General features: G+C 66.2%; 23 protein-coding genes. 12 read left to right on the top strand and 11 right to left on the bottom strand.

What is annotated here, in order from left to right; all coding sequences use genetic code 11:
- Positions 1–25: 25 nt before the first annotated feature.
- On the bottom strand, positions 26–763 hold the full coding sequence (locus tag SPO_RS04990; protein ID WP_011046739.1) for a cytochrome c biogenesis CcdA family protein: 738 nt from the start codon (positions 761–763) through the stop codon (positions 26–28).
- A gap of 95 nt (positions 764–858) precedes the next feature.
- Here SPO_RS04990 and SPO_RS04985 point away from each other — a divergent pair, with 95 nt between their 5' ends.
- The 3 genes from SPO_RS04985 (at position 859) to SPO_RS04975 (ending at position 2,838) form a co-directional block, all read left to right on the top strand.
- A complete protein-coding gene (locus tag SPO_RS04985) occupies positions 859–1,236 on the top strand; it encodes a regulatory protein (protein WP_011046738.1) in 378 nt (125 codons plus the stop codon).
- 144 nt (positions 1,237–1,380) lie between these two features.
- A complete protein-coding gene (locus tag SPO_RS04980; RefSeq protein WP_044027951.1) occupies positions 1,381–1,716 on the top strand; it encodes an ArsR/SmtB family transcription factor in 336 nt (111 codons plus the stop codon).
- Positions 1,717–1,779: 63 nt separating this feature from the next.
- Positions 1,780–2,838: a YeeE/YedE family protein gene (locus SPO_RS04975; RefSeq protein WP_011046736.1), complete on the top strand. Its 1,059-nt coding sequence runs from the start codon at positions 1,780–1,782 to the stop codon at positions 2,836–2,838.
- A 12-nt stretch (positions 2,839–2,850) separates the two neighbouring features.
- Here the strand turns inward: SPO_RS04975 and SPO_RS04970 are convergent, their stop codons facing one another.
- Complete coding sequence (locus tag SPO_RS04970) at positions 2,851–3,813, bottom strand: zinc ABC transporter substrate-binding protein (protein ID WP_044027950.1); 963 nt, start codon at positions 3,811–3,813, stop codon at positions 2,851–2,853.
- 93 nt (positions 3,814–3,906) lie between these two features.
- On the opposite strand from SPO_RS04970, the gene SPO_RS04965 reads away from it, so the two are divergent.
- Genes SPO_RS04965 through SPO_RS04955 form a run of 3 tightly spaced genes read left to right on the top strand, consistent with a single transcriptional unit; the run spans position 3,907 to position 5,947 of the window.
- Complete coding sequence (locus tag SPO_RS04965) at positions 3,907–4,386, top strand: transcriptional repressor (RefSeq protein ID WP_011046734.1); 480 nt, start codon at positions 3,907–3,909, stop codon at positions 4,384–4,386.
- Complete coding sequence (locus SPO_RS04960; RefSeq protein ID WP_011046733.1) at positions 4,383–5,153, top strand: ATP-binding cassette domain-containing protein; 771 nt, start codon at positions 4,383–4,385, stop codon at positions 5,151–5,153. Before SPO_RS04965 ends, SPO_RS04960 begins: the two co-directional genes overlap by 4 nt.
- Complete coding sequence (locus SPO_RS04955) at positions 5,153–5,947, top strand: metal ABC transporter permease (RefSeq protein WP_044027949.1); 795 nt, start codon at positions 5,153–5,155, stop codon at positions 5,945–5,947. Before SPO_RS04960 ends, SPO_RS04955 begins: the two co-directional genes overlap by 1 nt.
- 1,003 nt (positions 5,948–6,950) lie before the next feature.
- Here SPO_RS04955 and lepA read toward each other — a convergent pair.
- Positions 6,951–8,750: a translation elongation factor 4 gene (gene lepA / locus SPO_RS04950; RefSeq protein WP_011046731.1), complete on the bottom strand. Its 1,800-nt coding sequence runs from the start codon at positions 8,748–8,750 to the stop codon at positions 6,951–6,953.
- Positions 8,751–8,856: 106 nt separating this feature from the next.
- On the opposite strand from lepA, the gene SPO_RS23065 reads away from it, so the two are divergent.
- Positions 8,857–10,104 carry a hypothetical protein gene (locus SPO_RS23065; RefSeq protein WP_158454157.1) on the top strand — a complete coding sequence of 416 codons (1,248 nt, stop codon included), beginning with the start codon at positions 8,857–8,859 and terminating at the stop codon, positions 10,102–10,104.
- A gap of 285 nt (positions 10,105–10,389) precedes the next feature.
- Complete coding sequence (locus SPO_RS04935) at positions 10,390–10,707, top strand: hypothetical protein (RefSeq protein ID WP_044027947.1); 318 nt, start codon at positions 10,390–10,392, stop codon at positions 10,705–10,707.
- A gap of 47 nt (positions 10,708–10,754) precedes the next feature.
- On the opposite strand, the gene hisD is transcribed toward SPO_RS04935, so the two are convergent.
- Positions 10,755–12,056, bottom strand: coding sequence for a histidinol dehydrogenase (gene hisD / locus SPO_RS04930; protein WP_011046729.1), 1,302 nt, complete (start codon positions 12,054–12,056; stop codon positions 10,755–10,757).
- Between the two features lie 77 nt (positions 12,057–12,133).
- Here hisD and SPO_RS04925 point away from each other — a divergent pair, with 77 nt between their 5' ends.
- Positions 12,134–13,099 carry a LysR family transcriptional regulator gene (locus SPO_RS04925; RefSeq protein ID WP_044027946.1) on the top strand — a complete coding sequence of 322 codons (966 nt, stop codon included), beginning with the start codon at positions 12,134–12,136 and terminating at the stop codon, positions 13,097–13,099.
- Positions 13,100–13,373: 274 nt separating this feature from the next.
- Here the strand turns inward: SPO_RS04925 and SPO_RS04920 are convergent, their stop codons facing one another.
- Complete coding sequence (locus SPO_RS04920; protein WP_011046727.1) at positions 13,374–13,835, bottom strand: low molecular weight protein-tyrosine-phosphatase; 462 nt, start codon at positions 13,833–13,835, stop codon at positions 13,374–13,376.
- A 44-nt stretch (positions 13,836–13,879) separates the two neighbouring features.
- Here SPO_RS04920 and SPO_RS04915 point away from each other — a divergent pair, with 44 nt between their 5' ends.
- Complete coding sequence (locus SPO_RS04915) at positions 13,880–14,578, top strand: NAD-dependent deacylase (protein WP_011046726.1); 699 nt, start codon at positions 13,880–13,882, stop codon at positions 14,576–14,578.
- On the top strand, positions 14,575–15,579 hold the full coding sequence (locus SPO_RS04910) for an ornithine cyclodeaminase family protein (protein ID WP_051420318.1): 1,005 nt from the start codon (positions 14,575–14,577) through the stop codon (positions 15,577–15,579). Before SPO_RS04915 ends, SPO_RS04910 begins: the two co-directional genes overlap by 4 nt.
- A gap of 50 nt (positions 15,580–15,629) precedes the next feature.
- On the opposite strand, the gene SPO_RS04905 is transcribed toward SPO_RS04910, so the two are convergent.
- The 4 genes from SPO_RS04905 to meaB all read right to left on the bottom strand — a co-directional run bounded on the left by SPO_RS04905 (position 15,630) and on the right by meaB (position 18,198).
- The gene (locus SPO_RS04905; RefSeq protein WP_011046724.1) at positions 15,630–16,109 is read right to left on the bottom strand and encodes a copper chaperone PCu(A)C; all 480 of its coding nucleotides are present in this window, start codon (positions 16,107–16,109) and stop codon (positions 15,630–15,632) included.
- Positions 16,110–16,154: 45 nt separating this feature from the next.
- Entirely contained in the window at positions 16,155–16,505 is a 351-nt protein-coding gene (locus SPO_RS04900; protein ID WP_051420317.1) for a hypothetical protein, read from the bottom strand.
- A 200-nt stretch (positions 16,506–16,705) separates the two neighbouring features.
- Positions 16,706–16,993 carry a 50S ribosomal protein L28 gene (gene rpmB / locus SPO_RS04895; protein ID WP_011046722.1) on the bottom strand — a complete coding sequence of 96 codons (288 nt, stop codon included), beginning with the start codon at positions 16,991–16,993 and terminating at the stop codon, positions 16,706–16,708.
- A 227-nt stretch (positions 16,994–17,220) separates the two neighbouring features.
- Positions 17,221–18,198 carry a methylmalonyl Co-A mutase-associated GTPase MeaB gene (gene meaB, locus SPO_RS04890; RefSeq protein ID WP_011046721.1) on the bottom strand — a complete coding sequence of 326 codons (978 nt, stop codon included), beginning with the start codon at positions 18,196–18,198 and terminating at the stop codon, positions 17,221–17,223.
- Between the two features lie 223 nt (positions 18,199–18,421).
- On the opposite strand from meaB, the gene hrpB reads away from it, so the two are divergent.
- Entirely contained in the window at positions 18,422–20,872 is a 2,451-nt protein-coding gene (hrpB, locus tag SPO_RS04885; RefSeq protein WP_011046720.1) for an ATP-dependent helicase HrpB, read from the top strand.
- 42 nt (positions 20,873–20,914) lie between these two features.
- Here hrpB and SPO_RS04880 read toward each other — a convergent pair whose 3' ends face one another.
- Together SPO_RS04880 and aqpZ are read right to left on the bottom strand one after the other, a co-directional pair.
- Positions 20,915–22,519, bottom strand: a complete 1,605-nt coding sequence (locus SPO_RS04880; RefSeq protein WP_011046719.1) for a GMC family oxidoreductase — start codon at positions 22,517–22,519, stop codon at positions 20,915–20,917.
- Between the two features lie 114 nt (positions 22,520–22,633).
- Complete coding sequence (gene aqpZ / locus SPO_RS04875) at positions 22,634–23,329, bottom strand: aquaporin Z (RefSeq protein WP_011046718.1); 696 nt, start codon at positions 23,327–23,329, stop codon at positions 22,634–22,636.
- Between the last annotated feature and the right edge of the window lie 103 nt (positions 23,330–23,432).

Here is a 23,432-nt window from a genome sequence, read left to right as displayed (position 1 = left end):
CCTCACCTCGCAATCAGCCCGCCCCTCAGCCCAGTGCCGAGAAGCCGGGAACCCAGCGGATCATCGCGTCGGCGATCCAGTTCACGCCGCCGGTCACGATCAGGATAGCAAATAGGATCAGCATTGCCCCCATGCCTTTTTCCACCCAGGCAAAGGCGGCGCGATGGCGCTGCACCCAGCCCAGGAAGGGGCGCGCGAAAAAGGCGGCCACCACAAAGGGCGCGGTCATGCCGATGCCATAGACCAGCAGCAAGAGGCCGCCACGCCAGATCTCGCCCATGCCGCTGGCAATCATCAGGATCGCCGCCAGCGCCGGGCCCACGCAGGGCGTCCAGCCAAAGCCGAAGGCCAGCCCCATCAGATAGGCCCCCAGCAGGGTCGAGGCGGGCATGGTGCTGTCCATCCGCGCCTCGCGATAGAGCAGCGGCACCCGGATCACCCCCAGGAAATGCAGGCCGAACACCACCAGGATCGCCGCCGCCGCCCAGGACAGCGTGTCCAGATAGGTGCCAAACAGCCGCCCCAGCGCGGTCGCCCCCATACCCAGCATCATGAAGACCGAGGTCACCCCCGCCGCAAAGGCGACCGATGACACGATCAGCCGCCGCTGCGCCCCCGGCGCGATGCGCCCGTCGCCGCGCAACTCGGCCATGCTGAGCCCACCCATATAAGACAGGTAGAACGGCACCATCGGCAGCACGCAGGGGGTAAAGAAGCTGAGCAACCCGGCAAACAGCGCACCCAGATAGGAGATTTCAAACATCTGTCGGCCTTGTGATGCGCGGCGCATGTGCGCGGCTTGATCTATTCACACATTCAAATTATGTTTTGTGTAAGCGAAAGGTCAACGGTGTACGAATGGGCATGACAAGAAATCTCCTGGCCGCCGGTTTGGCGGCAGTGCTTGCCCTGCCCGCTCTGGCGGCGGAACTGGTGATGGTCGAGCAGCATGGCTGCGAGTGGTGCGCCCGCTGGAACGAGGAAATCGCGCCGATCTATCCCAAGACCGCCGAGGGCGCCTTTGCCCCGCTGCGCCGGGTCGATCTGCGGGCGATCCCCGCCGATCTGGAAACCGCGCGCCGGGTGGTGTTTACCCCGACCTTTCTGATCGTCGAGGACGGGCGCGAGCTGGCGCGGCTCGAAGGCTATCCGGGCGAGGATTTCTTTTGGCCGCTGCTGGAACAGCTGCTGGTCGACCATGCGGGCTTTGTCCCCAAAAAGCCTGGCAGCAGCTAGGCGGGACGGCAACAGGAGCAAACATATTCGCGTGTGATGGTGGATTGCCCGCGACAAATCGGCTAAAGGGCGCCCGGCGCGCCAGACAGAGGGTTGACGCTTGAGACACAGCCCGGGACCGCCCCGGGAACAAGGACACGAGACATGGCACTTCCGCAGTTTTCGACCGATATGGCCGATGATGAACTCGACAAGATGGTCGACAACGCCACGACTGCGTCGAATTTCCTCAAGGCGATCAGCCACGAAGGGCGCCTGATGATCCTGTGCCATCTGGTGTCGGGCGAGAAATCGGTGACCGAGCTGGAAGAGCTGCTGGCCGCCCGTCAGGCGGCGGTCTCGCAACAACTGTCCCGGCTGCGGCTCGAAGGTCTGGTGATTCCGCGCCGCGAAGGCAAGGCGATCTATTACCGCTTGGCAGATGAACGGCCGCGGCGGATACTGGAAGTGGTCTACGACCTGTTCTGCAACAACGACTGAGCCGCCCACCCGGTTCCGGTCGCCACCAAGCGGAACCGGCCACCGGAGCGTGGGGAGGAAAACATGCTTGTTTGGCTGAGTGACAGTCAGGCCGTGGCGCTGGTTGGCCTTGTGGGCGGCATTGCCCTGGGCCTGGCCGCGCGCCTGGGCCGGTTCTGCACCCTGGGCGCGATCGAGGACCTGCTTTATGGCGGTTCAGACGTCCGGATGCGGATGTGGGTGCTGGCCATCGGCGCCGCCATGGCAGGCAGTTTCGGCCTGATGGGGCTGGGCTGGCTCGATCCGGGGCAAAGCTATTACCTGTCGATCCGCTGGATGCCGCTGGCCTCGATCCTGGGCGGGCTGATGTTCGGCTATGGCATGGCGCTGGCGGGCAATTGCGGCTACGGCTCGATCGCACGGCTGGGTGGTGGCGATCTGCGCGCCTTTGTCATCGTGCTGGTTATGGGCGTGTTTACCTATGTCACCCTGGCCGGGCCGCTGGCACCGCTGCGCAACCTGCTGTTTCCCCAGATCGAGGTCGCCGGCGACCTGCCGCCGGGGCTGGCCCACCATGCCCATGCGCTAACCGGCCTGCCGGTGCATGTGATCGGCATCGGCATCGGGCTGATCCTCTGCCTGGGCGCGCTTAGCTCACGGGACATGCGGCAAGAGCCGAAATCCATCTTCTGGTCGCTGGTGGTCGCGGCGGCAATCGTTGGCGGCTGGGCCGGCAGCTATTGGGTCTATCAACACGGGTTCGATGGGTTGCAGGTGGTGTCGCACAGCTTCTCGGCACCTGTGGGCGAATCCATCCTCTATGCGATGACCGGTTCAGTGCGCCCGCTGTCCTTTGCGGTGGGTTCGGTTGCCGGGGTCTGGGCCGGGGCCTTCATCGGCTCGCTGATCAAGGGCCATTTCCGCTGGGAGGCCTGCGAGGATCCGCGCGAATTGCGCCGCCAGATCCTGGGCGCCGCGATCATGGGCACCGGCGCGGTCATCGCCATGGGTTGCACCGTGGGCCAGGGGCTGACCGCCTTCAGCCTGCTGGCAATCAGCGCCCCGGTCACCTTTCTGGCGATCTTCGCCGGCGCCGCCCTGGGGCTGCGCCAGCTGATCGAAGGGTTCAGCGCCGCCGAATAACGCCGGCCCCGATCACTGCGCCGCGCAGGCGGCAAAGCTTGCCGCCATGTCGCGCAGCATCTGCGGATAAAGCGCCGGTCCCGGCTCCAGCCCCGCGCCCAGCGGATCGAGCACGAAGATCGCCGCGCCTGTCCCCTCGACCGCGGTTTCCAGCAGCGCGGTGTTGTATTGCGGTTCGGAAAAGGCGCAGCTCACCCCCTCTTCCACCACCTCTTCGCGCAGATGCGCCAGCCGCGCCGGGCTGGGGCTGCTGGCATCACCCAGCGACACGGTTCCGGCCAGCGTCAGGCCAAAGGGGCGCTCGAAATACTGATAGGCGTCGTGAAAGGCAATAAAGGGTTTGCCCTGCATCGGCTGCAACTCGGTCGCGATCTGAATCGTCAGCTCGGCCAGGCGGGCCTGCGCCTCGGCGGCATTGGCACGGTAGCGGTCGGCATGACCGGGGTCGAGCGCGGCCAGTTCCTCGGCCAGAAGCGACAGCCAGGCGCTGGCATTGCCCGGATCGAGCCAGGCGTGCGGATCGGTGCCGCTGTGGTCGTGATCGTCGTCATGGGTTTCATGCGCCTCTTGCGCATGGTCATGATCGTCATGACCTGTTTGCGTGTGCGCGTCGTCATGACCGTCATGGGCAAGATCGCGATAAGCCAGCCGCGCCGTCGACGGATGATCTAGCAAGGCAATCTGACGCCCCGCGTCCGACAGCGCCATCAGCGGTTTTTCCAGCCAGGGGGTCAGGTCGTCGCCGACCCAGATCACCAGATCGGCCTGTTGCAGCGCCCGCGCCTCGGACGGGCGCAGGGCGTAGCTGTGGGGCGAGGCGCCCGGGCGCACGATCAGATCGGGTTCTCCCACCCCTGCCATGACCTGCGCGACCAACGAATGGAGTGGCGCGATATCGACCGCGACCCTGGGCGCCTCGGCCAGAACGGGCGTGGCGCAGGTCAACAGCAGCGCAGAGAGGGAAAGTCGGGTCATGGGCACCTCGGTATGTTATAGTGTAACAATCTGTGCGGCTTGATATCGGGGATGTTATAACATATCAAGCCTGAAATTCGCCGGGAGGCCCGCATGACCGCCAAAGGTTTCGAACGTCACGACCACAGCCAGTGCATCGCCACGGCGCTGCATCAGGCCGAAAGGCACTGCGCCGCGCACAAGCTGCAATTCACCCCGGTGCGCCGCCGGGTGCTGGAAATCCTGCTGGACCGTCACCGGGCCATGGGCGCTTATGAAATCCTCGACATTCTCGCCGCCGACGGGCTGGGCTCGCAACCTCCCGTGGCCTATCGGGCGCTGGATTTCCTGGTGCAGAACGGGTTCGCCCACCGGATCGAGCGGCTGAACGCCTATACCGCCTGCGCCCATCCCGAAGAGGACCACGTGCCTGCCTTTCTGATCTGCCGCAACTGCAAGGCGGTGGCCGAGGCGGGAACCGAGTTGGAACAGGGCCGCCTGGGCAAGGCCGCCGCCGAGGCCGGGTTCACCATCGAACGGATCGTGGTCGAGGCCGAGGGGCTCTGCCCCGGCTGCGCGGGTCAGGCCGCATGAACACGCCGGTCATTGCCGCCGAGGGGCTGAGCATCCGGGTCGACGGACGCACCGTGCTTGCCGATATCTCGGTCGCCGTGGCAGCGGGAGAGATCGTCACCATCGTCGGCCCCAACGGGTCGGGCAAATCCACCTTTCTCAGGGCGCTGATCGGCGCCCTGCCCGCGGCCTCGGGCCGGGTGATCCGCGCGCCGGGTCTGCGCATCGGCTATGTGCCTCAGAAACTGGCGATCGACGCGACGCTGCCGATCACCGTCAGCCGGTTCCTGAGCCTGCCGCGCCGGGTGCCGCAGGATGTCGCCGCCGAGGCGCTGGCCCGCGCCGGCGTGCCCGATCTGGCCAACCGGCAGATGACCGATCTGTCGGGCGGCCAGTTCCAGCGCGTGCTGCTGGCGCGCGCGGTGCTGGAACGCCCGCACCTGCTGCTGCTGGACGAGGCGACACAGGGGCTGGACCAGCCCGGATCGGCGGCATTTTACGAGCAGATCGAAGAGGTCCGCCAAGACCTCGGCTGCGCGGTAGTGATGGTCAGCCACGATCTGCACGTCGTCATGGCCGCCTCGGACCGGGTGCTGTGCATGAACGGCCATATCTGCTGCGAGGGCACGCCCGAAGTGGTGGCCGACGCGCCGGAATACCGGGCGCTGTTCGGCACCGGCACGCGGGGGGCGCTGGCGCTGTACCGCCACCAGCACAGCCATCGCCACGACGACGACTGCGGCCACGACCATGGCGCAGAGCATATGCATCCACACGGAGACCGGTGATGCTGGACGACTTCATGATCCGTGCAGCGCTTGCGGGCGCGGGCGTTGCGCTGGCCTCGGGGCCGCTGGGCTGTTTCGTGGTCTGGCGGCGGATGGCCTATTTCGGCGAGGCGACGGCCCATGCGGCGGTGCTGGGCGTGGCGCTGGCGCTGGCGCTGTCGGCACCGATCCTGCCGGCGGTGGTGCTGGCGGCGGTGCTGATGGCCTCGGCGGTGACGCTGATGCGCGGGCGCGGCTATGCGATGGATACGGCGCTGGGGGTGATGGCCCATACGGCGCTGGCGGCGGGGCTGGTGGCGGTGTCGCTGCTGGCCGATGTGCGGCTGGACCTGATGGCCTTTCTGTTCGGCGATATCCTGGCGGTGTCACGCGGTGACCTGGCGGTGATCTGGGGCGGCGGCGCGCTGGTGCTGGGGCTGACGCTGTGGCGCTGGTCCGACCTGCTGATCGCGACGCTGAACCCCGATCTGGCCCATGCCGCCGGGGTCGATCCGCGCCGGGCCGAGACCTGGCTGACACTGGCGCTGGCGGTGGTGGTTGCGGTGGCGATCAAGGTGGTGGGCGTGCTGCTGATCGCCGCACTTCTGGTCATTCCCGCCGCCGCCGCCCGGCCCCTGTCGGGCACGCCCGAGGGCATGGCCCTGGGGGCTGCGGGCATCGGCGGGCTGTCGGCGCTGGCCGGTCTATACGGCGCGTACCTGTTCGACACACCAGCAGGCCCCAGCATCGTCTGCGTCGCCGCGCTGAGCTTTATCGTGACCACACTGGCGCGAGGCCTGGTGCGGGGGCGGTGAGGGTCGAACAGACTACGCACTAGACAACGCCCCCTGTCCGCAAGACCAGATGACCCGCGCCGAGGAGCGGCCGAACGGGCGGTTTTGGTGAGGAAGCGTGGGGATGGAATCCCACCCGACGGAGGTGTCGTTGCAGAGATCGGAGGCAGCGCAGCCAATTTTTGCGATCATGCGTTGAACTGTGCCGCCACAGGTATAAATGCGCGAAACTTACAAGCACTGATTGTATCTTGATTACCTCAACCTCTGCCTGATACCTGTCGTTCCAAAGACTGACTTCGTCGTCATCGGATTGCCACCTGAACCCTGAGGCACTTCTTGAAAACAGTTCCCTTTCTAGCCGTGCTAAGCGTGCTCATGTCTTTGTTGCTTATGCAAATTTTGGCCACATTCATAGCTCCGCTCTTATTCCCTTTTGGTGTACCAAAGGCTGTTCCGAACGGATACATTCCTTTGGGCCTTTCTCTGTTGAACCTATGCGCAATAATGATCGGATTATTGGTGTTTGAGAAAATTACCCACCGTTTTCATATTGGAGGTCATCTTGGTGCGCGTAGGAGCTTGCTTACGCAAGTAAGCATCGCTGCCGTGCTAACAGCTTTGTTCCTAGGTGTTATTGGTGTAATGACTGTGAATTTAATAGTTGAATTAAACGCCTAAGGATTACTACTTGGCGGCATTAATAGAAGTGGTTCGGAAGGTCTAAACTGCAAGCTTGGTGTGGGCATTTTGCCCGCCGCACGAACGCATCACCCATGGTGGGCAGGACTGCCCACCCTACGGGACTGTCCCGCAAGAGGGGCAGCCTTAGCTGTCCCGACTCACTCAACTCTCGGGCGTGCGGGCACGCGCCAGGCTGCGCCTACCGCTTTCGCCCACCGTCACTCAAAATGAGCAAGCGTAGGGTGGGCATTTTGCCCACCGCACAGGCGCATCAAGCGTGGCGGGCAGGACTGCCCACCCTACGGGCGTGAGGCCGCGACCGGTGTGAAGAGGGACAGCCTCAGCTGTCCATTTTGAGGGCTGAAATGAACGCCTCCTGCGGGATATCCACTTTCCCGAACTGGCGCATCTTCTTCTTGCCCGCCTTCTGCTTGTCCAGCAGCTTGCGTTTCCGGGTCGCATCGCCGCCATAACATTTCGCCGTCACGTCCTTGCGCAGCGCCGAGAGGGTCTCGCGCGCGATGACCTTGCCGCCGATGGCCGCCTGGATCGGGATCTTGAACATGTGGCGGGGGATCAGGTCCTTGAGCTTTTCGCACATGGCCCGCCCGCGCGCCTCGGCCCGGTCGCGGTGGACCATGGTCGACAGCGCGTCCACCGGCTCGTCATTCACCAGGATCGACATTTTCACCAGGCTGTCCTCGCGATAGCCGGTCAGCTGGTAGTCGAAGCTGGCATAGCCCTTGGTCACCGATTTCAGCCGGTCGTAGAAGTCGAACACAACCTCGTTCAGCGGCAGGTCATAGACCACCATGGCGCGCGAGCCGGCATAGCTCAGATCCTGCTGGATGCCGCGCCGGTCCTGGCAGAGTTTCAGCACATCGCCCAGGTATTCGTCGGGCACCAGGATGGTGGCCTTGATCCGCGGCTCCTCGATATGGTCGACCTTGGACAGGTCGGGCATGTCGGCGGGGTTGTGCAGCTCGCGCATCTCGCCGTCTTTCATGAAGACGTGATAGACCACGCTGGGCGCGGTGGTGATCAGCTCGATATCGTATTCGCGTTCCAGCCGGTCGCGGATGACCTCGAGATGCAAAAGGCCAAGGAAGCCGCAGCGGAAGCCAAAGCCAAGCGCGGCCGAGGTTTCCATTTCGTAAGAGAAGGAGGCGTCGTTCAGCGCCAGTTTCTCGATGGCGTCGCGCAGATCCTCGAACTCGGCCGAGTCCACCGGGAAGAGGCCGCAGAACACCACCGGCTGGGCGGGCTTGAAGCCCGGCAGCGCGACCTCGGTGCCGTTGCGGTCATTGGTGATGGTGTCGCCGACGCGGGTGTCGCGCACCTGCTTGATGGATGCGGTGAGAAAGCCGATCTCGCCCGGGCCGAGGCTGTCGATCATCTGCATGGCGGGGCGGAACACGCCGATGCGGTCGACGTGGTGCAGGGTGCCGTTCGACATGAACTTGACCCGCATGCCCTTTTTCAGCACGCCGTCCATGATGCGCACCAGCACGATAACGCCCAGATAGCTGTCATACCAGCTGTCGACCAGCATCGCCTTGAGCGGCGCGTCACGGGTGCCCTTGGGCGCGGGCAGGTGCTTGACGATGGCCTCAAGCGTTTCGTGGATGCCGACGCCGGTCTTGGCACTGACCCGGATCGCGCCGGAGGCGTCGATGCCGATCACATCCTCGATCTGTTCGGCCACCCGGTCGCATTCACTGGCGGGCAGGTCGATCTTGTTGAGGATCGGCACGATCTCGTGGTCGGCGTCGATGGCCTGATAGACATTGGCCAGCGTCTGCGCCTCGACCCCCTGGGTGCTGTCCACCACCAGAAGCGAGCCCTCGACCGCGCGCATCGAACGGCTGACCTCATAGGCAAAGTCGACATGGCCCGGCGTGTCGATCAGGTTCAGCACATAGGCCTGACCATCGTCGGCGGTATAGTCGATGCGGACGGTGTTGGCCTTGATGGTGATGCCCCGCTCGCGCTCGATATCCATCGCGTCGAGCAGCTGCTCCTTCATGTCACGATCCTGCACCGTCCCGGTCTCCTGGATGAGCCGGTCGGCAAGGGTGGATTTGCCATGGTCGATATGGGCGACGATGGAGAAATTGCGGATATGGGCGAGGTCTGTCATGGATTGGGCATATGATGAGGATTTGAGCCTTGGTCAATAGGCTCGTGAGCCCTTGCGCACAAGGGCGCCCCCCGGCAAGCTGACGCGGGACAGGGTCAGGGGTGATATGGGTGACGTAAACAACGAAGAAGAGCTGGAGGAATTCCTGCGCGCCCTGCCCCATCGGGCACGGGTCGGCTTTGCCGCGCGGGCCGCGCTGCGCGTGGCGCCCTATACCTTTCGCTACCGTGATCACGTTGACGAGAATTTCGATGGCAGTGTCTTCCTTTTGGCTTGCCTGCGGGCCAATCTTGTGTCGGGGGTCGCGGGCACATGGCCGACCCACGACACAAGGGAAATCGTCTCCGCCGCCCGCTCCGCCGCCTCCGCCGCCCGCTCCGCCCTCTCCGCCGCCCGCTCCGCCCTCTCCGCCGCCCACCCCGCCGACTCCGCCGCCCTCTCCGCCCGCTCCGCCCGCTCCGCCCTCTCCGCCGCCCTCTCCGCCGACTCCGCCGACTCCGCCGCCCTCTCCGCCCGCTCCGCCCTCTCCGCCGCCCTCTCCGCCGACTCCGCCGCCCGCTCCGCCGCCCTCTCCGCCGACTCCGCCGCCCGCTCCGCCCTCTCCGCCGCCCTCTCCGCCGACTCCGCCGCCCTCTCCGCCGACTCCGCCGCCCTTTCCGCCGCGCCGGATCAGAGCCAACAGATCTTTGCCACACCGCTCTGGCCCGCCCAGGTTCCAGAGAAGGTGTCCGAAGCGGTAGAAACGTTCGAAGAGGCCGCCCCCGGCACGCCCTGGGCCTTCTGGGCCAGATGGTATCGCGGCATGTTCGACGGCAAGCCTCTTGACTGGGAACTTCAACGCCAGGTCGCCCTGATCGACGATGCCATCTGGAAGGCTGGCCCCAAGGCGGTGGCGCAGGAGATCGCGCGGATCGAACGCCTCTTCGAGCTTGAACACGAAATCGCCGCCTTGAAGGCCACGCTGCCGCCTCGGATGGCACTCTCCTCAACAAGTCTGATCGGCGACAATGGCGGGCCGCCTCTGAACGACGGGGTTCAGCAGGCTGTGCGTGGCGATTTCGTGCTGATCTGGGATCAGATTGAGGCGCTGGAAGCCGAGATTACCAAGCCCGAACCATCGCTGGGCAAACTCAAGAAAATCGCCAAGGCGCTGTTGGATATCTCGGTGCGGATTGCGTCCTATTGCGGGGGCAAGATCGACCTCGCCTTGACCGAAGCCTCAAAAGAGGCCGGAAAAGCCGTCGTCAAGTTGGGCGCACCAATAGCGGTCGCATCTCTGGCGGCGCAGAATGAGGGCATCCAACAGGTCGCCAAGGCAATCTGGGCCTTTGTCAAAACCCTGCCACCCGGGTGATGACACTTTCCCGTCGCCCGATCCGTGCGCATTGTTCAATCCGAGTTTCAGGCGCTTTCTAATCCAACGCCGTAGGGTGGGCAGTTTGCCCACCATTGCCTGACATCTCGGGGGCGGTGGGCAGGATTGCCCACCCTACGAACGCGGCCCGGGGCTTGGTCGTTCACATTCGCGCCACCCTCACATTCCATTTACCGCAGCCGATTGATCCCTGGTGACTCTTTTGCCATAGTGTCGCCCGACAGGCGGGGCGGCAGACCCCGTGGCAGAGCAAGAGGCCAGGACGTGAGACGGATTTTGACGGGGGCGCTGGGCGCTGCCCTTTTGGCAACGATGGTGCCGGTGCAGGCGAGTGCCGCGCCGGGCGTGATCAATCAGGCCTGCCGGCAGAGCGGTCGCGACGCCGCCACCATTGAGCGCTGCGGCTGCATCCAGGAAGCGGCAAACAAGGCGCTGAACCGCAGCGAGCGGCGCAAGGTCGCCAAATGGTTCAGCGACCCGCATCAGGCCCAGGTGGTTCGGATGTCGGACAAGAGTAGCGACGAGGCGCTGTGGAAGCGCTACAAGGCCTTTGGCGAGCTGGCGCAGGCGATCTGCCAGTAACTTATCTGACAAGAGCGATGGCGGGCTGAAGCCCGCCTTACGCCGTTTCAGCCCGTGCCGACTTGCCTGAGCGTCGGGCGCAGTTTTTCCAGCCGGATATCGGCGGTGCGGGCGTGCCCCTCCATCCCCTCTGCACGCGAGATGGTGGCGGTGGCGCGGGCCAGATCGGGCAGCGCCTGCGGCGCGACCTGTTGCCAGGTCACGGTTTTCAGGAACTTGTGCACGCTGAGCCCGCCGGTATAGCGCGCCGCGCCCGAGGTAGGCAGCACATGGTTGGGGCCGCTGGCCTTGTCGCCAAAGGCCACGGTGGTCAGCTCGCCCAGGAACAGCGAGCCATAGGCCGAGAGGCGTCCGCGCCACCAGTCTAGATCGGCGGCCTGCACATGCAGGTGCTCGGGCGCATAGCGATCTGCGGTGGCGGCCATCTCCTCGCGGTCGGTGCACAGGATCACCTCGCCCAAGGCATCCCAGGCGGCCTGGGCGCTGGAACGGTTGGGTTCGGGCAGATCGGCGATGCAGCCGGGGATATGGGCCAGCACAGCCTCGGCCAGCGCGGCGGAGTCGGTGACGAGCCAGACCGGCGAGTTGTAGCCATGCTCGGCCTGCCCCACCAGATCCCATGCCACTGTCAGCGGATCGGCGGTGGAGTCGGCGATCACCAGGCTGTCGGTGGGGCCGGCGAACATGTCGATGCCCACGGGGCCGAACAGCTGGCGCTTGGCCTCGGCCACGAACTGATTGCCCGGGCCGACCAGGATATCGGCGGGCGGCGCGCCAAACAGGCCGAAGGCCAGCGCCGCCACCCCCTGCACCCCGCCCAGCGCCAGGATGCGGTCCGCGCCCGCCAGCGACATCGCATAGAGGATCGCCGGATGCACCCCACGCCCCACCTGTGGCGGCGAAACGGCGGTGATCTGGCCCACCCCGGCGGCGCGGGCGGTGGCGATCGACATCAGCGCCGAGGCGATATGGGCATAGCGCCCGCCCGGCACATAGGCCCCCGCCGCCGCCAGCGGAATCTGTTTCTGCCCCGCGATCAGGCCCGGGCGCAGCTCGGTCTGGAAATCCAGTGCAGAGGCGCGCTGGGCCTCGGCAAAGCGGCGGATGTTGTCATGGGCATAGCGGATCTGGGTCTTGAGGTCCTCGGGCACCTGCTCGCTGGCGCGCGCGACCTGATCGGGGCTGACCACGATCTCGCCGCTCCAGCCGTCGAGCCGCGCGGCATAGTCGCGCGCGGCGGCCTCGCCCTCGGCACGCAGGCGCGCCAGCATCACCTGCACCACATCCGCCGCATCGCCCTGTGGGGCGGGCGGCAGGCCGGGGGCGGATTTCAAAACCGTGATCGTCATGGCGTGTTCCTGTTTTCCTCACTTGACCTAAGGTCAGGATAGCTTAAGAAAATGCAAAACTGATCGGAGCGATCGTGATGCTGATGAAAGGCGTGACCCTGCGTGGTCTGGAAGTGTTCGAGGCGCTGTCGCGCACCGGATCGGTGGCCCAGGCCTCGACCCTGACGGGGCTGAGCCAGCCTGCCGTCAGCCAACAGCTGCGCAATCTGGAACAGGCGCTTGGCACCGATCTGGTCGATCACGGGCGCCGCCCGATGGTACTGACCCCCGCCGGTCGCGCCTTTCTGCCGCGCGCCGAAACGGTGCTGAGCCAGCTGCGGTTGGCGCAAAGCGAGCTGACGGTGATGGACCTGACCCATCTGAGCACGCTCAGCATGGGGCTGATCGACGATTTCGACAACGATCTGACCCCGCGGCTGGCAACCCTGCTTGCCGACAGCCTGACCAAGTGCCGGTTCAAGCTGATCACCGCGCCCAGCCACGAGATCAGCGAGGCGATGAAAGCGCGGCGGTTGCACATAGCGGTGGCCGCGACCTCGGGCGAGGTGCATGACGGCATCATCGAATACCCGCTGGTGCGCGATCCCTTCATCCTGGTGGCACCGCGCGGCGTGGTCTCCAAGGGGGGCGACATGCTGGCATCCCTGCAGGGGCTGCCGCTGCTGCGCTATGCTCGCGAACAGCTGATCGGACGCCAGATCGAGGCGCATCTGGCCCGCCAGAAACTGGACTTTGAAGAGCGCTTCGAGATCGGCTCGCACCTGGCCCTGATGGCTATGGTCGCGCGGCGGCTGGGCTGGGCGGTGACGACGCCGCTGGGCTTTATGCGGGCAGAGCGTTTTCATGACGAGGTCGAGGCCTTTGCCCTGCCCTTTGCCGCCTTCTCGCGACGCATCTCGCTGTTTGCCGGGGCCGATTGGGCCGACCGGGTGCCGCGCGACGTGGCCGAGACGATGCGGCGGCTGGTGCAAAGCCAGATCATCGACCCGGCGGTGGCGCGCCTGCCCTGGCTGGGTGGCGAGCTGCGCGTGATCGAGAGCTGAGCACCGCTCTTCCGCCCTTGCGGGCGTCCTCGCTGCGTGCGGAAGGGTCGGGACATCGGGCGCACCGTTTCAAAGAAGCGTTTCGACCGGATCAAGCAACGCCAGGGCCCGTTCAAGCAAGAGGGCGCAAACGAGTTTGCGCAAGATAAGCGACCAGTTTCGGGTTTCCTTAAGGTGCAAGTGGATCAGGGCACCAGAGCGGCCGTCAGGACCCGCAAAGCGAGGACACCCGCAAGGGTGGAGGAGCGCCCCGCCCGCCCCGCTGCGAGGCCCCTCACAGTGGCAGCAGCGCCCCCTCTGCCAGCCGTTGCCGCAGGCCCCTCGCGGCCACTTCAATCAGATCCAGCGCCCCGTCGAAGTCGCGGGTATAATAGGGATCGGGAACATGGGTGGCGCCACTCTCGGGCGCATAGTCGGTGAACAGCCGTACTGGTATCCCGTTGCCTGCCGGGCGCTGCGCCTCGATATCGGCCAGGTTCTGCGCATCCATCGCCAGAATCAGGTCGAACCGGCCGAAATCACCCGCGACGAACTGGCGCGCCCGCAAATCCGACAGGTCGATGCCGCGCGCCGCGGCCGCTGCCCGCATCGGACCATAGGGCGGTTCACCTACATGCCAGCCACCGGTTCCGGCACTGTCGGTCCCGACTTCGGGCATCAGGGCGCGGAACACACCCTCGGCCGCCGGCGAGCGGCAGATATTGCCTAGACAGACAAAGAGGATACGGTGGGTCATGCGGGGCTCCTGTTTCCCCAGAACCTATAGGCGAGCGGAGCGGTATGAGAAAGATCGTCATTCTGACAGGTGCCGGTATCTCGGCGGAAAGCGGGCTGGGCACGTTTCGCGACGCGGACGGCATCTGGACGAAATATCCGCTCGAGGATGTGGCCACACCCGAGGGCTTTGCCCGCGATCCAGAGCTGGTGCACACCTTCTACAACGCCCGCCGGGTGCAGGCCGCCGCCGCCCGGCCCAATGCCGCCCATACCGCGCTGGCACGGTTGCAACGGGACTGGCCCGGCGAGGTCGTGATCGTCACCCAGAATGTGGACGCGCTGCACGAAGCGGGCGGCGCCAGCGACGTGATCCATATGCATGGCACGCTGGCCGGCGCGCTCTGCGCCATCTGCGGGCACCGCTGGCTGGCACCCGAGACGATGGACACCACCACCCCCTGCCCCGCCTGTGCCCGCCCCGCGGCCCGGCCCGGTGTGGTCTGGTTCGGCGAGATGCCCTATTTCATGGACGCGATCTATGACCACCTGGCCAGCGCCGATCTGTTTGCCGCCATCGGCACCTCGGGGCAGGTCTATCCGGCAGCGGGCTTCGTGCAAGAGGCGACCGCGTGCGGCGCGCGCACGGTGGAACTGAACCTCGACCCTTCGGCGGTGGTGTCGAATTTCGACGAAACCCGGTTCGGCCCCGCCAGCCGGATCGTTCCACAATGGGTGTGCGACCTGCTGGACCAAAGGGGATGAGCGACTTTCTGATCCTGTCCGATCCCGATCTCGACACCTTGGGGATCACTACGGATGAGATTCAGACAGCGCTCGAGGCCGCGATCCGCGCACAAATCCGCGCCACCGTGCATGTGGCGCCGAAATCGGCGTTGCTGCCCGGTGACGGGCGTTATGTGATGACGACGCTGGCGACCGGAAACAGCCCGGCCCTGACCGTGGTGAAATCGGTGATGGTCAGCCCCGACAACCCGGCACGCGGGCTGCCGGGAACCGAGGGCGTTTTGCTGGTTCAGGACAGCGAGACCGGCCAGTTGCGGGCCCTGATGCAGGCGGGCTGGATCACCCGGATGCGCACCGCCGGTCTCAGCGCGCTGGTGGCGCGGCGGCTGGGTGATCCGGCGGCACGGGTGGTGGCCTTTATCGGCGCCGGCGCCCAGGCACGCGCCCATCTCGCGGCACTCTGCGATCTCTTTCCCCTGCAAAGGGCGGTGATTCTCGGGCGCGGGGCCGAGAACATCGCGCGGTTGAGCGCGGCCGCCCGCGCGCGGGGGCTGCAGGCAGAGATCGCAGACAATCCGCACCAGGCCATCGCCGACGCCGATCTGGTGGTCTCTTCGGTCACCCTCGATCATCAGATGACGCCGTTTCTGGATGCCCGCTGGCTGAAACCCGGCGCCTTTGCCAGTCTGACCGATACGGGCCTGCCCTGGCAGCCCGATGGGATGGCGGCGCTTGATCCGCTCTATATCGACGATCTGGCGCAAGAGGCTGCCAATCCCAGGCCGATGATCGACCCCGCGCGGGTAGGCGGCGATCTCGCGGCATTGCTGGGTGAAGACTTGCACAGCACAAACGTCAACCGGCACGATCCGTCGCGCCGCGCAGGGTTCCTGTTTCGCGGCCCCGCGATCGCCGATTTTGCACTGGCCGCGCTGGCCCTGCATCGCGCACAAAGCCTGGGTGCCGGTCGCGATACCGCTTGGCCAGACGCAACCAGGCCGGGCCAAAGCCCGGCCTGACGCATGGATGAGGGCTGCAGCGCAGCCTGAAGACAGGCGTGCCCCCTGGCCTAGTTCGATTTCTTCTTCATGTGGCCATGACCGCCGTCCTGGCGCTCCAGGTCGACCGGGATTTCCACCTCGATCTCGCCGGCCTTTTCAAAGACCAGCGTGACCGGCACTGTCGCGCCTTGCGCGAACGGCACCTTGATCCCCATGAACATCACATGATCGCCCCCGCGCGCAAGCGGGTGCATGCCACCGGCGGGGATCACAAAGCCTTCGGGCACATGCATCATCTTGGCCACGCCCTGCTCGTTGATCTTGTGGGTATGCAGTTCGACCCTGGCGGCGACCTCGGAGCGGGCGTCGATCAGGCGGTCGTCTTCGGCCCCGGTATTCTGGATCATCATGAAGGCGGCACCGGCTTTGGCATTGGCGCCCGAGGAGCGGGCATAGGCATCGTCGATCACAATGGTCTCACCGGCCCAGGCGGCCCCGGCAAGGGTAAGGGTGGCGGCAGCAGCCAGCAATCTGGATTTCAGCGACATGGTCTCTCTCCTTGGCATGTCTTGATCTGTCTGTATCGAAACGGGTCAGAGCAAGACCGGCGGCGCGCGCGCCGGAACGGCTGAGAGGGTACGGGTAATCAGGCTGGGTTGCGTCCGGTCCGGCGCAGGCAGAGCCAGTTGCGGCGGCGTGGGCGCCACTGCGGCATCGGGCAACAGCGCCCCAAGCAGCATCAGCGCAAAGTCCGGACAGTAATGCGGCGGGGCGGTCGGCTGCCCGTCGGCATCCACATAGAGGATGACAGGCCCGGTGCCGGTGCAGATCTCCATCTGATCGACCGCGGCGCTCATCCCGCGCGAATTGGCCAGCCCCTGACCGGTCAGCCCGACAAGCAGCGAGAGCGCAAGCGCAAGGGATATCCGCAAAGGGGTCATCATCCTGCGTCCCGATATCTGCTCTCGATACCCGCTCCGCAAGGGCAAAAGACCTCCTGCGACAGCAGGACGCCGGTCTGTCAGGGGGCCGATTTCCAAAGGAAATCGGGCCGGAAAACGTGTCGTTTTCCGGTTCCGCCCGTGAAACGAAAAACCCCGTGCGCAAGGCGCACGGGGTTCCCGAAATCAGTGGATCAGAAAAATCAGGCCGCGGCCTGCGCCTTGGCGATCTCTTTCTTGACCTTCAGCGCGGCATCGGACAGGTCCTCGTCCTTGGCCTTGGCCAGGAAGGCGTCCAGACCGCCACGGTGATCGACCGAGCGCAGGGCAGCCGCCGAGATGCGCAGCTTGACGCCGCGACCCAGGGTTTCCGACTGCAGGGTCACGTCGTTCAGGTTGGGCAGAAAACGACGGCGGGTCTTGTTGTTGGCATGGCTGACATTGTTGCCAGTCATCGGGCCTTTTCCGGTCAGTTCGCAACGGCGCGACATGGTCTCTTCCTTCGTATCTGGTGACGGGGCGAAGCATCCGTCAAATCACAAGGGGCGCAACCCGAAGTCGCGCCCGAAAACTGGTTGGATGCGTGTAGTGGGAATCGCGGCAGGGGTCAAGACGGCTGGCGCGGATTCTTTGCCCTGTCCCATGCCTCCCTGGCCGACAGGGATGGCCCGTGCCGGGCCAAGCCTGGGGCGGGGATATTTGTGGCAAGAGGAAAGCACTACCCCTCCCGCAGAAAGGCAAGCATCTGCTCGGCCGCGCTGGCGGGTGTCAGCTGTCCCTGGGCGGCGGCGGTGGACAGCCGATCCATCTCGGCCCGGGCCTGTGGTGTGTCCAGCTGTGCCAGCAGGGCATGGCGGACTTCCTGCCCGAACCAGTAGCGCGCCTGTTCGGCCCGGTTGGCCGTCCAGTGCCCGTTCTCGCGGCGCCAATCCGACAGGGCGCGCATCTCGGTCCAGGCGGCGTCCAGCCCCTGCTCCTCGACCGCCGAGACGGTGAGCGCCTTGGGAAAGCCCGGCGGGTCCTGCACCCGCTTGCGCAACAGGCGCAGTGCCCCTGCATAATCGGCACAGGTTCGGGTCGCGGTCGATTTCAGCTCACCATCCGCCTTGTTGACCAGGATCAGGTCGGCCATTTCCATGATGCCGCGTTTGACGCCCTGCAACTCGTCACCGCCGGCGGGCGCCAGCAGCAGCAGGAACAGGTCGGACAATTCGGCCACCACGGTTTCGGACTGCCCCACACCGACCGTCTCGATCAGCACCACATCGAAGCCCGCCGCCTCGCACAGGCTGACCGCCTCGCGGGTGCGGCGCGCGACCCCGCCCAGATGGCTCTGGCTGGGCGAGGGCCGGATAAAGGCGGCCCGTTCCCGCGACAACCGCTCCATCCGTGTCTTGTCACCCAGGATCGACCCGCCCGAGCGCGCCGAACTGGGGTCGACCGCCAGCACCGCCACCCGCAGCCCCTGCCCGATCAGCATCATGCCGAAGCTTTCGATGAAGGTGGATTTGCCAACGCCCGGCGTGCCCGACAGGCCGATCCTGAGCGCCTGGCGCCCGGCGCCGGCAAGATGATCCAGCAGCGACGCGGCCTGGGCGCGGTGATCGTCCCGCCGGCTCTCGACCAGCGTGATCGCCCGCGCCAGCGCACGGCGGTCGCCCGAAAGTATCCTATCGCCAAGCTGTGTGATATCCATGCCGGTCCTCGCGAATTTTGCCCTGCATGACGGAGCGCGCCCCGGTTTGTCCAGAGCCGACCCACCGGATGCGCCGGATTGTCCCTCTATCGCCCCCCGGAAGCCCCGCCGCTGCCCCTGCTGCTTCTTTCTGGTCTTAAATACTCAAAGGCGCCACCGCTCCTCATCCGGAACCGCCCGATTGGCTCTGGACCTGCCCCCGCCGCTTTGGCGATAAGGCGGCATGACCCGGTTGCCCATCGACGACGCCCTGCCAGACCTCATCTCCGCGCTGCGGGCGCAGGGGCGCGCCGTGCTGCAGGCCCCGCCCGGCGCGGGCAAGACCACACGGGTGCCGCTGGCCCTGCTCTCGGCTGGCCTGACCAATGGCCGCATCGTGATGCTGGAACCGCGCCGCCTGGCCGCGCGCGCCGCCGCCGAGCGGATGGCCGAGACGCTGGGTGAACCGGTGGGCCAGACCGTGGGCTATCGCATCCGGGGCGAGGCGAAACGGACGAACGCCACCCGCATCGAGGTGGTGACCGAAGGCATCCTGACCCGCATGCTGCAAGCCGAGCCCGATCTGCCCGGCATCGGCGCGGTGATCTTCGACGAGTTTCACGAACGCTCGCTCAATGCCGATCTGGGCCTGGCGCTGTGTCTCGAAGTGACCGAGGCGCTGCGCGACGACCTGATCCTGCTGGCGATGTCGGCCACGCTCGACGCCGGGCCGGTGGCGGCGCTGATGGATGCGCCGATGGTCACCTCTCAAGGCCGCGCCTATCCGGTCGAGACCCGCTGGCTCGACCACCCGCTGGGGCCGCGCGCCCGCCGGGTCGAGGCGCTGGCCGACCTGGTCGCAAAGGCCGAGGCCGAGACCCGCGATCTGGGGGGCAGCCTGCTCGTCTTTCTGCCCGGCGAGGGGGAAATCCGCCGCGCCCAAACGCTGCTCTCGGCGCGCCTGCCCGACAGCTGCACCCTGCGGCCCCTGTTCGGCGCCATGCCCTTTGCCGCGCAACGCGCCGCCATCCGGCCCGCAACCGAAGGGCGCAATGTGGTGCTGGCGACCTCGATCGCTGAAACATCGCTGACCATCCCCGATGTCCGGGTGGTGGTCGATATGGGACAGGCGCGGCGGGCGCGCTTCGACCCCGGCTCGGGCATGACCCGGCTGGTCACCGAACGGGTCACCCGGGCCGAGGCGACCCAGCGCGCAGGCCGCGCGGGACGTGTGGCCGAGGGCATCTGCTACCGCCTCTGGACGCGCGGAGAAGAGGGCGCGCTTGCTGCCTTCCCCCCTGCCGAGATCGAGGCGGCGGACCTGACCGGTCTTGCGCTGGAACTGGCGCTCTGGGGGGCGGAACCGGGCGCGCTGGGTTTCGTGACGCAGCCGCCCGAAACGGCACTGGCCGAGGCCCGCGCACTGCTGGGATTCCTGGGCGCGATCGATGCGCAGGGCCGGATCACCGATCACGGACGGGTCTTGGCCGCACTCCCCCTGCATCCACGGCTGGGACACATGCTGGCGCTTGCGGGGCGCGAGGCCGCCCCGCTGGCGGCGCTGATGGCCGAACGCGATCCCCTGCGCGGCGCGCCCGCCGATCTAGACCTGCGGCTCGCGGCACTGCGCGACCCGTCCCGGTTCCGGCGCGAACGCCCCTACGAGGTCAACATGGGCGTGCTCGACCGGATCAGGGCCGAGGCGCGGCGGTTGGAAAAACAGGCGAAGACGCCCGCAGGGCGGATGAGCCCCGCGGCTATGGCGGCGCTCGCCTATCCCGACCGGATCGGCCAGCGCCGCAAGGGCGAGGCCCCCCGTTTCGTCCTGTCGGGCGGCAAGGGCGCGGCGCTCGACCCGGGCGAGGCACTGGCCAACACACCCTATCTGGTCGCAATCGACACCGACGGCGACCCGCGCGAGGCCCGTATCCGCATGGCGGCGCGGATCACCGAAGGTGAACTGCGCGAGCTCTTTGCCGACCAGATCACCCGGAACGACCTTTGCGAATGGTCCCGGCGCGAGCGCCGGGTCATCGCCCGGCACCAGGAGCGACTGGGCGCCATCACCCTGAGCGACCGGATCTGGAAAGAGGTGCCCGACGAGGCTGTTGCGCGCGCCATGCTCGACGGGGTGCGTGATTTGGGCCTCAGGCTCAGCGCCCCCGCCGCCCGGCTGGCGCGGCGGGTGGAACTTGTACGGGCCAGCGGCGCCGATCTGCCGGATTTCTCCGAGCCTGGGCTGATGGGCACGATCGAGGACTGGCTGCAGCCGATGCTGCAGGGGGTCCGTAGCGCCGAGGACTGGAAACGCTTCGACCTGCTGCCCGCGCTCAAGGCGCGGCTCGACTGGGGCCAGAGCCAGGAGTTGGAGACGCGCGCGCCCGGGGCCTTCATCACGCCGCTGGGGCGCAAGGTGCCGATCGATTACGAACGCGAGGTCCCGGAAATCTCGGTGCGCCTGCAAGAAATGTTCGGCGTCACGCAGCATCCGATGGTGGCGGGCGTGCCGCTCAAGATCACGCTGCTCTCGCCCGCTCAGCGCCCGATCCAGATCACCCGCGACCTGCCGGGATTCTGGGATGGCTCCTATGCCGATGTGCGCAAGGACATGCGCGCGCAATACCCCAAACATCCCTGGCCCGAAGACCCGCGCGAGGCCGATCCGACGCTCAGGGCCAAACCGCGCAAAGGGTGAGGCCCGGGCAGAGATTTTTCGTCGAAAAATCTCGCGCCTGCCTTAGAGCGCGCGGATCATCTCAGCGGCCTTTTCGGCGATCATGATGACCGGAGAGGCGGTGTTGCCGCTGACGATCTTCGGCATGATCGAGGCGTCGACCACCCGCAGACCGGCCAGCCCGTGCACGCGCAAATCCGGGGCGACCACCGCCATGGGGTCGTTACCCATTTTGCAGGTGCCCACCGGGTGAAAGATCGTGGTGGCGATGTTGCCCGCCTCGCGCAGCAGATCGGCATCGCTGGCGATCTGCGGGCCGGGCAGGAATTCCTGCGGCGCATAGGGCGCGAGCGCGCGCGCCGTCATTATCCGGCGGGCCTGTTTCACGGCCGCCACCGCGACCTGCTGGTCGCGCGGGGCGCTCAGATAGTTGAGCCGGATATGCGGCTGCGGTCCGGTCTTGGCGCTGGTGATATGGCAATCGCCGACGCTTTCGGGACGCAGGTTGCAAACCGAAACGGTGATGGCCGGGAAGGCATGCAGCGGGTCGCCCAGGCGGTCGGTGGACAGCGGTTGCACATGGTATTCCAGGTCCGGCGTTTCCAGCGCAGGGTCGGATTTGGTGAACATGCCGAACTGGCTGGGCGCCATGCTAAGCGGGCCCGAGCGGGTCAGTGCATATTTCAGCGCGATGCCGATGCGGCCGGTCAGCGAATTGGCCGTCTCGTTCAGGGTCGGCGTGTTCGAGACCTTGAACGCGGTGCGGATCTGCAGATGATCTTGCAGGTTCTCGCCAACGCCCGGCAGGTCATGCACCGGGGCGATGCCCAGCGCCGAGAGGCGGTCGGGCTGGCCGATACCGGACAGCTCCATCAGCTTGGGCGAGTTGATGGCGCCCGCGGCAAGCAGCACCTCGGCCCGGGCGGTGGCAGTCCGATCCTGCCCGCCATGTCGAAACGCTACCCCGGTGACACGCTTCCCGTCGAGGATCAGCCGCTGCGTCTCGGCCCGGGTCAGCACCCGCAGGTTGGGCCGGTTCATCGCCGGGCGCAGGAATGCCTTGGTGGTGTTCCAGCGCACGCCGTTTCTTTGGTTGACCTCGAAAAAGCCCGAGCCCTCGTTGGTACCGCTGTTGAAATCCTCGGTCGGCTCGTATCCGAACTCGCGCGCGCCCTCCTGAAAGGCGCGCAGGATCTCCCAACTCAGGCGCTGGGTGGTGACCTTCCACTCGCCCCCGGCCCCGTGCAGGTCGCTCTCGCCCTTGTGGTGATCCTCGGAGCGGCGGAAATAGGGCAGTACGTCGTCCCAGCCCCAGCCGGTATTGCCCATCTGCCGCCAGCCGTCATAGTCTGCCGCCTGCCCGCGCATGTAGATCATGCCGTTGATCGAGGTGCAGCCGCCCAGCACCTTGCCGCGCGGATAGACCAGGCTGCGACCGTTGAGACCGGGTTCGGCGGCAGTCTTCATCATCCAGTCGACGCGCGGATTGCCGATGCAATAAAGGTAGCCCACCGGGATATGCACCCAGTGGTAATGGCCCTTGCCGCCCGCCTCAAGCAGCAGCACACGCGTCTTTGGATCGGCGCTGAGCCGGTTGGCCAGCACACATCCGGCGGTACCTCCGCCTACGATGATATAGTCGTAATCGCCTGCCAGCTGCTCGGTCATGTCGCTCTCCCTCGTCTGCCAGCTTGCCGATTGAGACGGGGGATGCAATGGGGCCTGTTCAGCCTCCGCCGCGCGGCACGGGCGCGGCGGAACTGGTTGTCATCTAAGCGGGGCTCAATCCGCGTCTTTACCGGCGATCACCTTCCACAGGACCGCCCCCAGGGCGCCACCGATCAGCGGTGCCACCCAGAACAGCCAGAGCTGTGCCAGCGCCGGGCCGTCGGCAAACAGCGCCACGCCGGTCGAGCGGGCGGGGTTGACCGAGGTGTTGGTCACCGGGATCGACACCAGATGGATCAGCGTCAGGCCCAGACCGATGGCGATGGGTGCGAACCCTGCCGGGGCGCCCTTGGACGTGGCGCCCAGGATGATGATCAGGAAGAAGGCGGTCAGCACCACCTCGATCACCAGGCCCGACATCATCGAATAGCCCTGGGGCGAGGCCTCGCCATAGCCGTTGGAGGCAAAGCCACCAACGCCGGTAAAGCCCGCGCCGCCCGAGACGATGATGTATAGAACAAGCGCGGCCAGAATGGCCCCGACCACCTGTGCCGCCCAGTAGGGCAGCAGCAGTTTGCCGTCGAACCGGCCCGCCACCATCAGGCCCAGCGACACCGCCGGGTTGAAATGGCCACCCGAGATATGGCCGACGGCATAGGCCATGGTCAGCACGGTGAGACCGAAGGCCAGGCTGACGCCCGCCCAGCCGATCCCTACATCCGCAACTCCGGCCGCGAGCACGGCGCTGCCACAGCCGCCGAGCACCAGCCAGAAGGTTCCGAAAACTTCTGCAATTAGTTTGTTGGTCATAAAGTCCTCCCTTGGGGAAACCGGTACGAAGATCACCGACCGCAAAGGCCGCGATACGCCGGAAACAAGGGCGAAAAGCGCTTGCGGATCAGATAGTAAGTCC

Source organism: Ruegeria pomeroyi DSS-3, from assembly GCF_000011965.2.
GTDB classification, from domain to species: Bacteria; Pseudomonadota; Alphaproteobacteria; order Rhodobacterales; family Rhodobacteraceae; genus Ruegeria_B; species Ruegeria_B pomeroyi.
The sequence above is the reverse complement of the archived record's forward strand: the minus strand, read 5'-3'. Positions and strand labels throughout refer to the sequence as shown.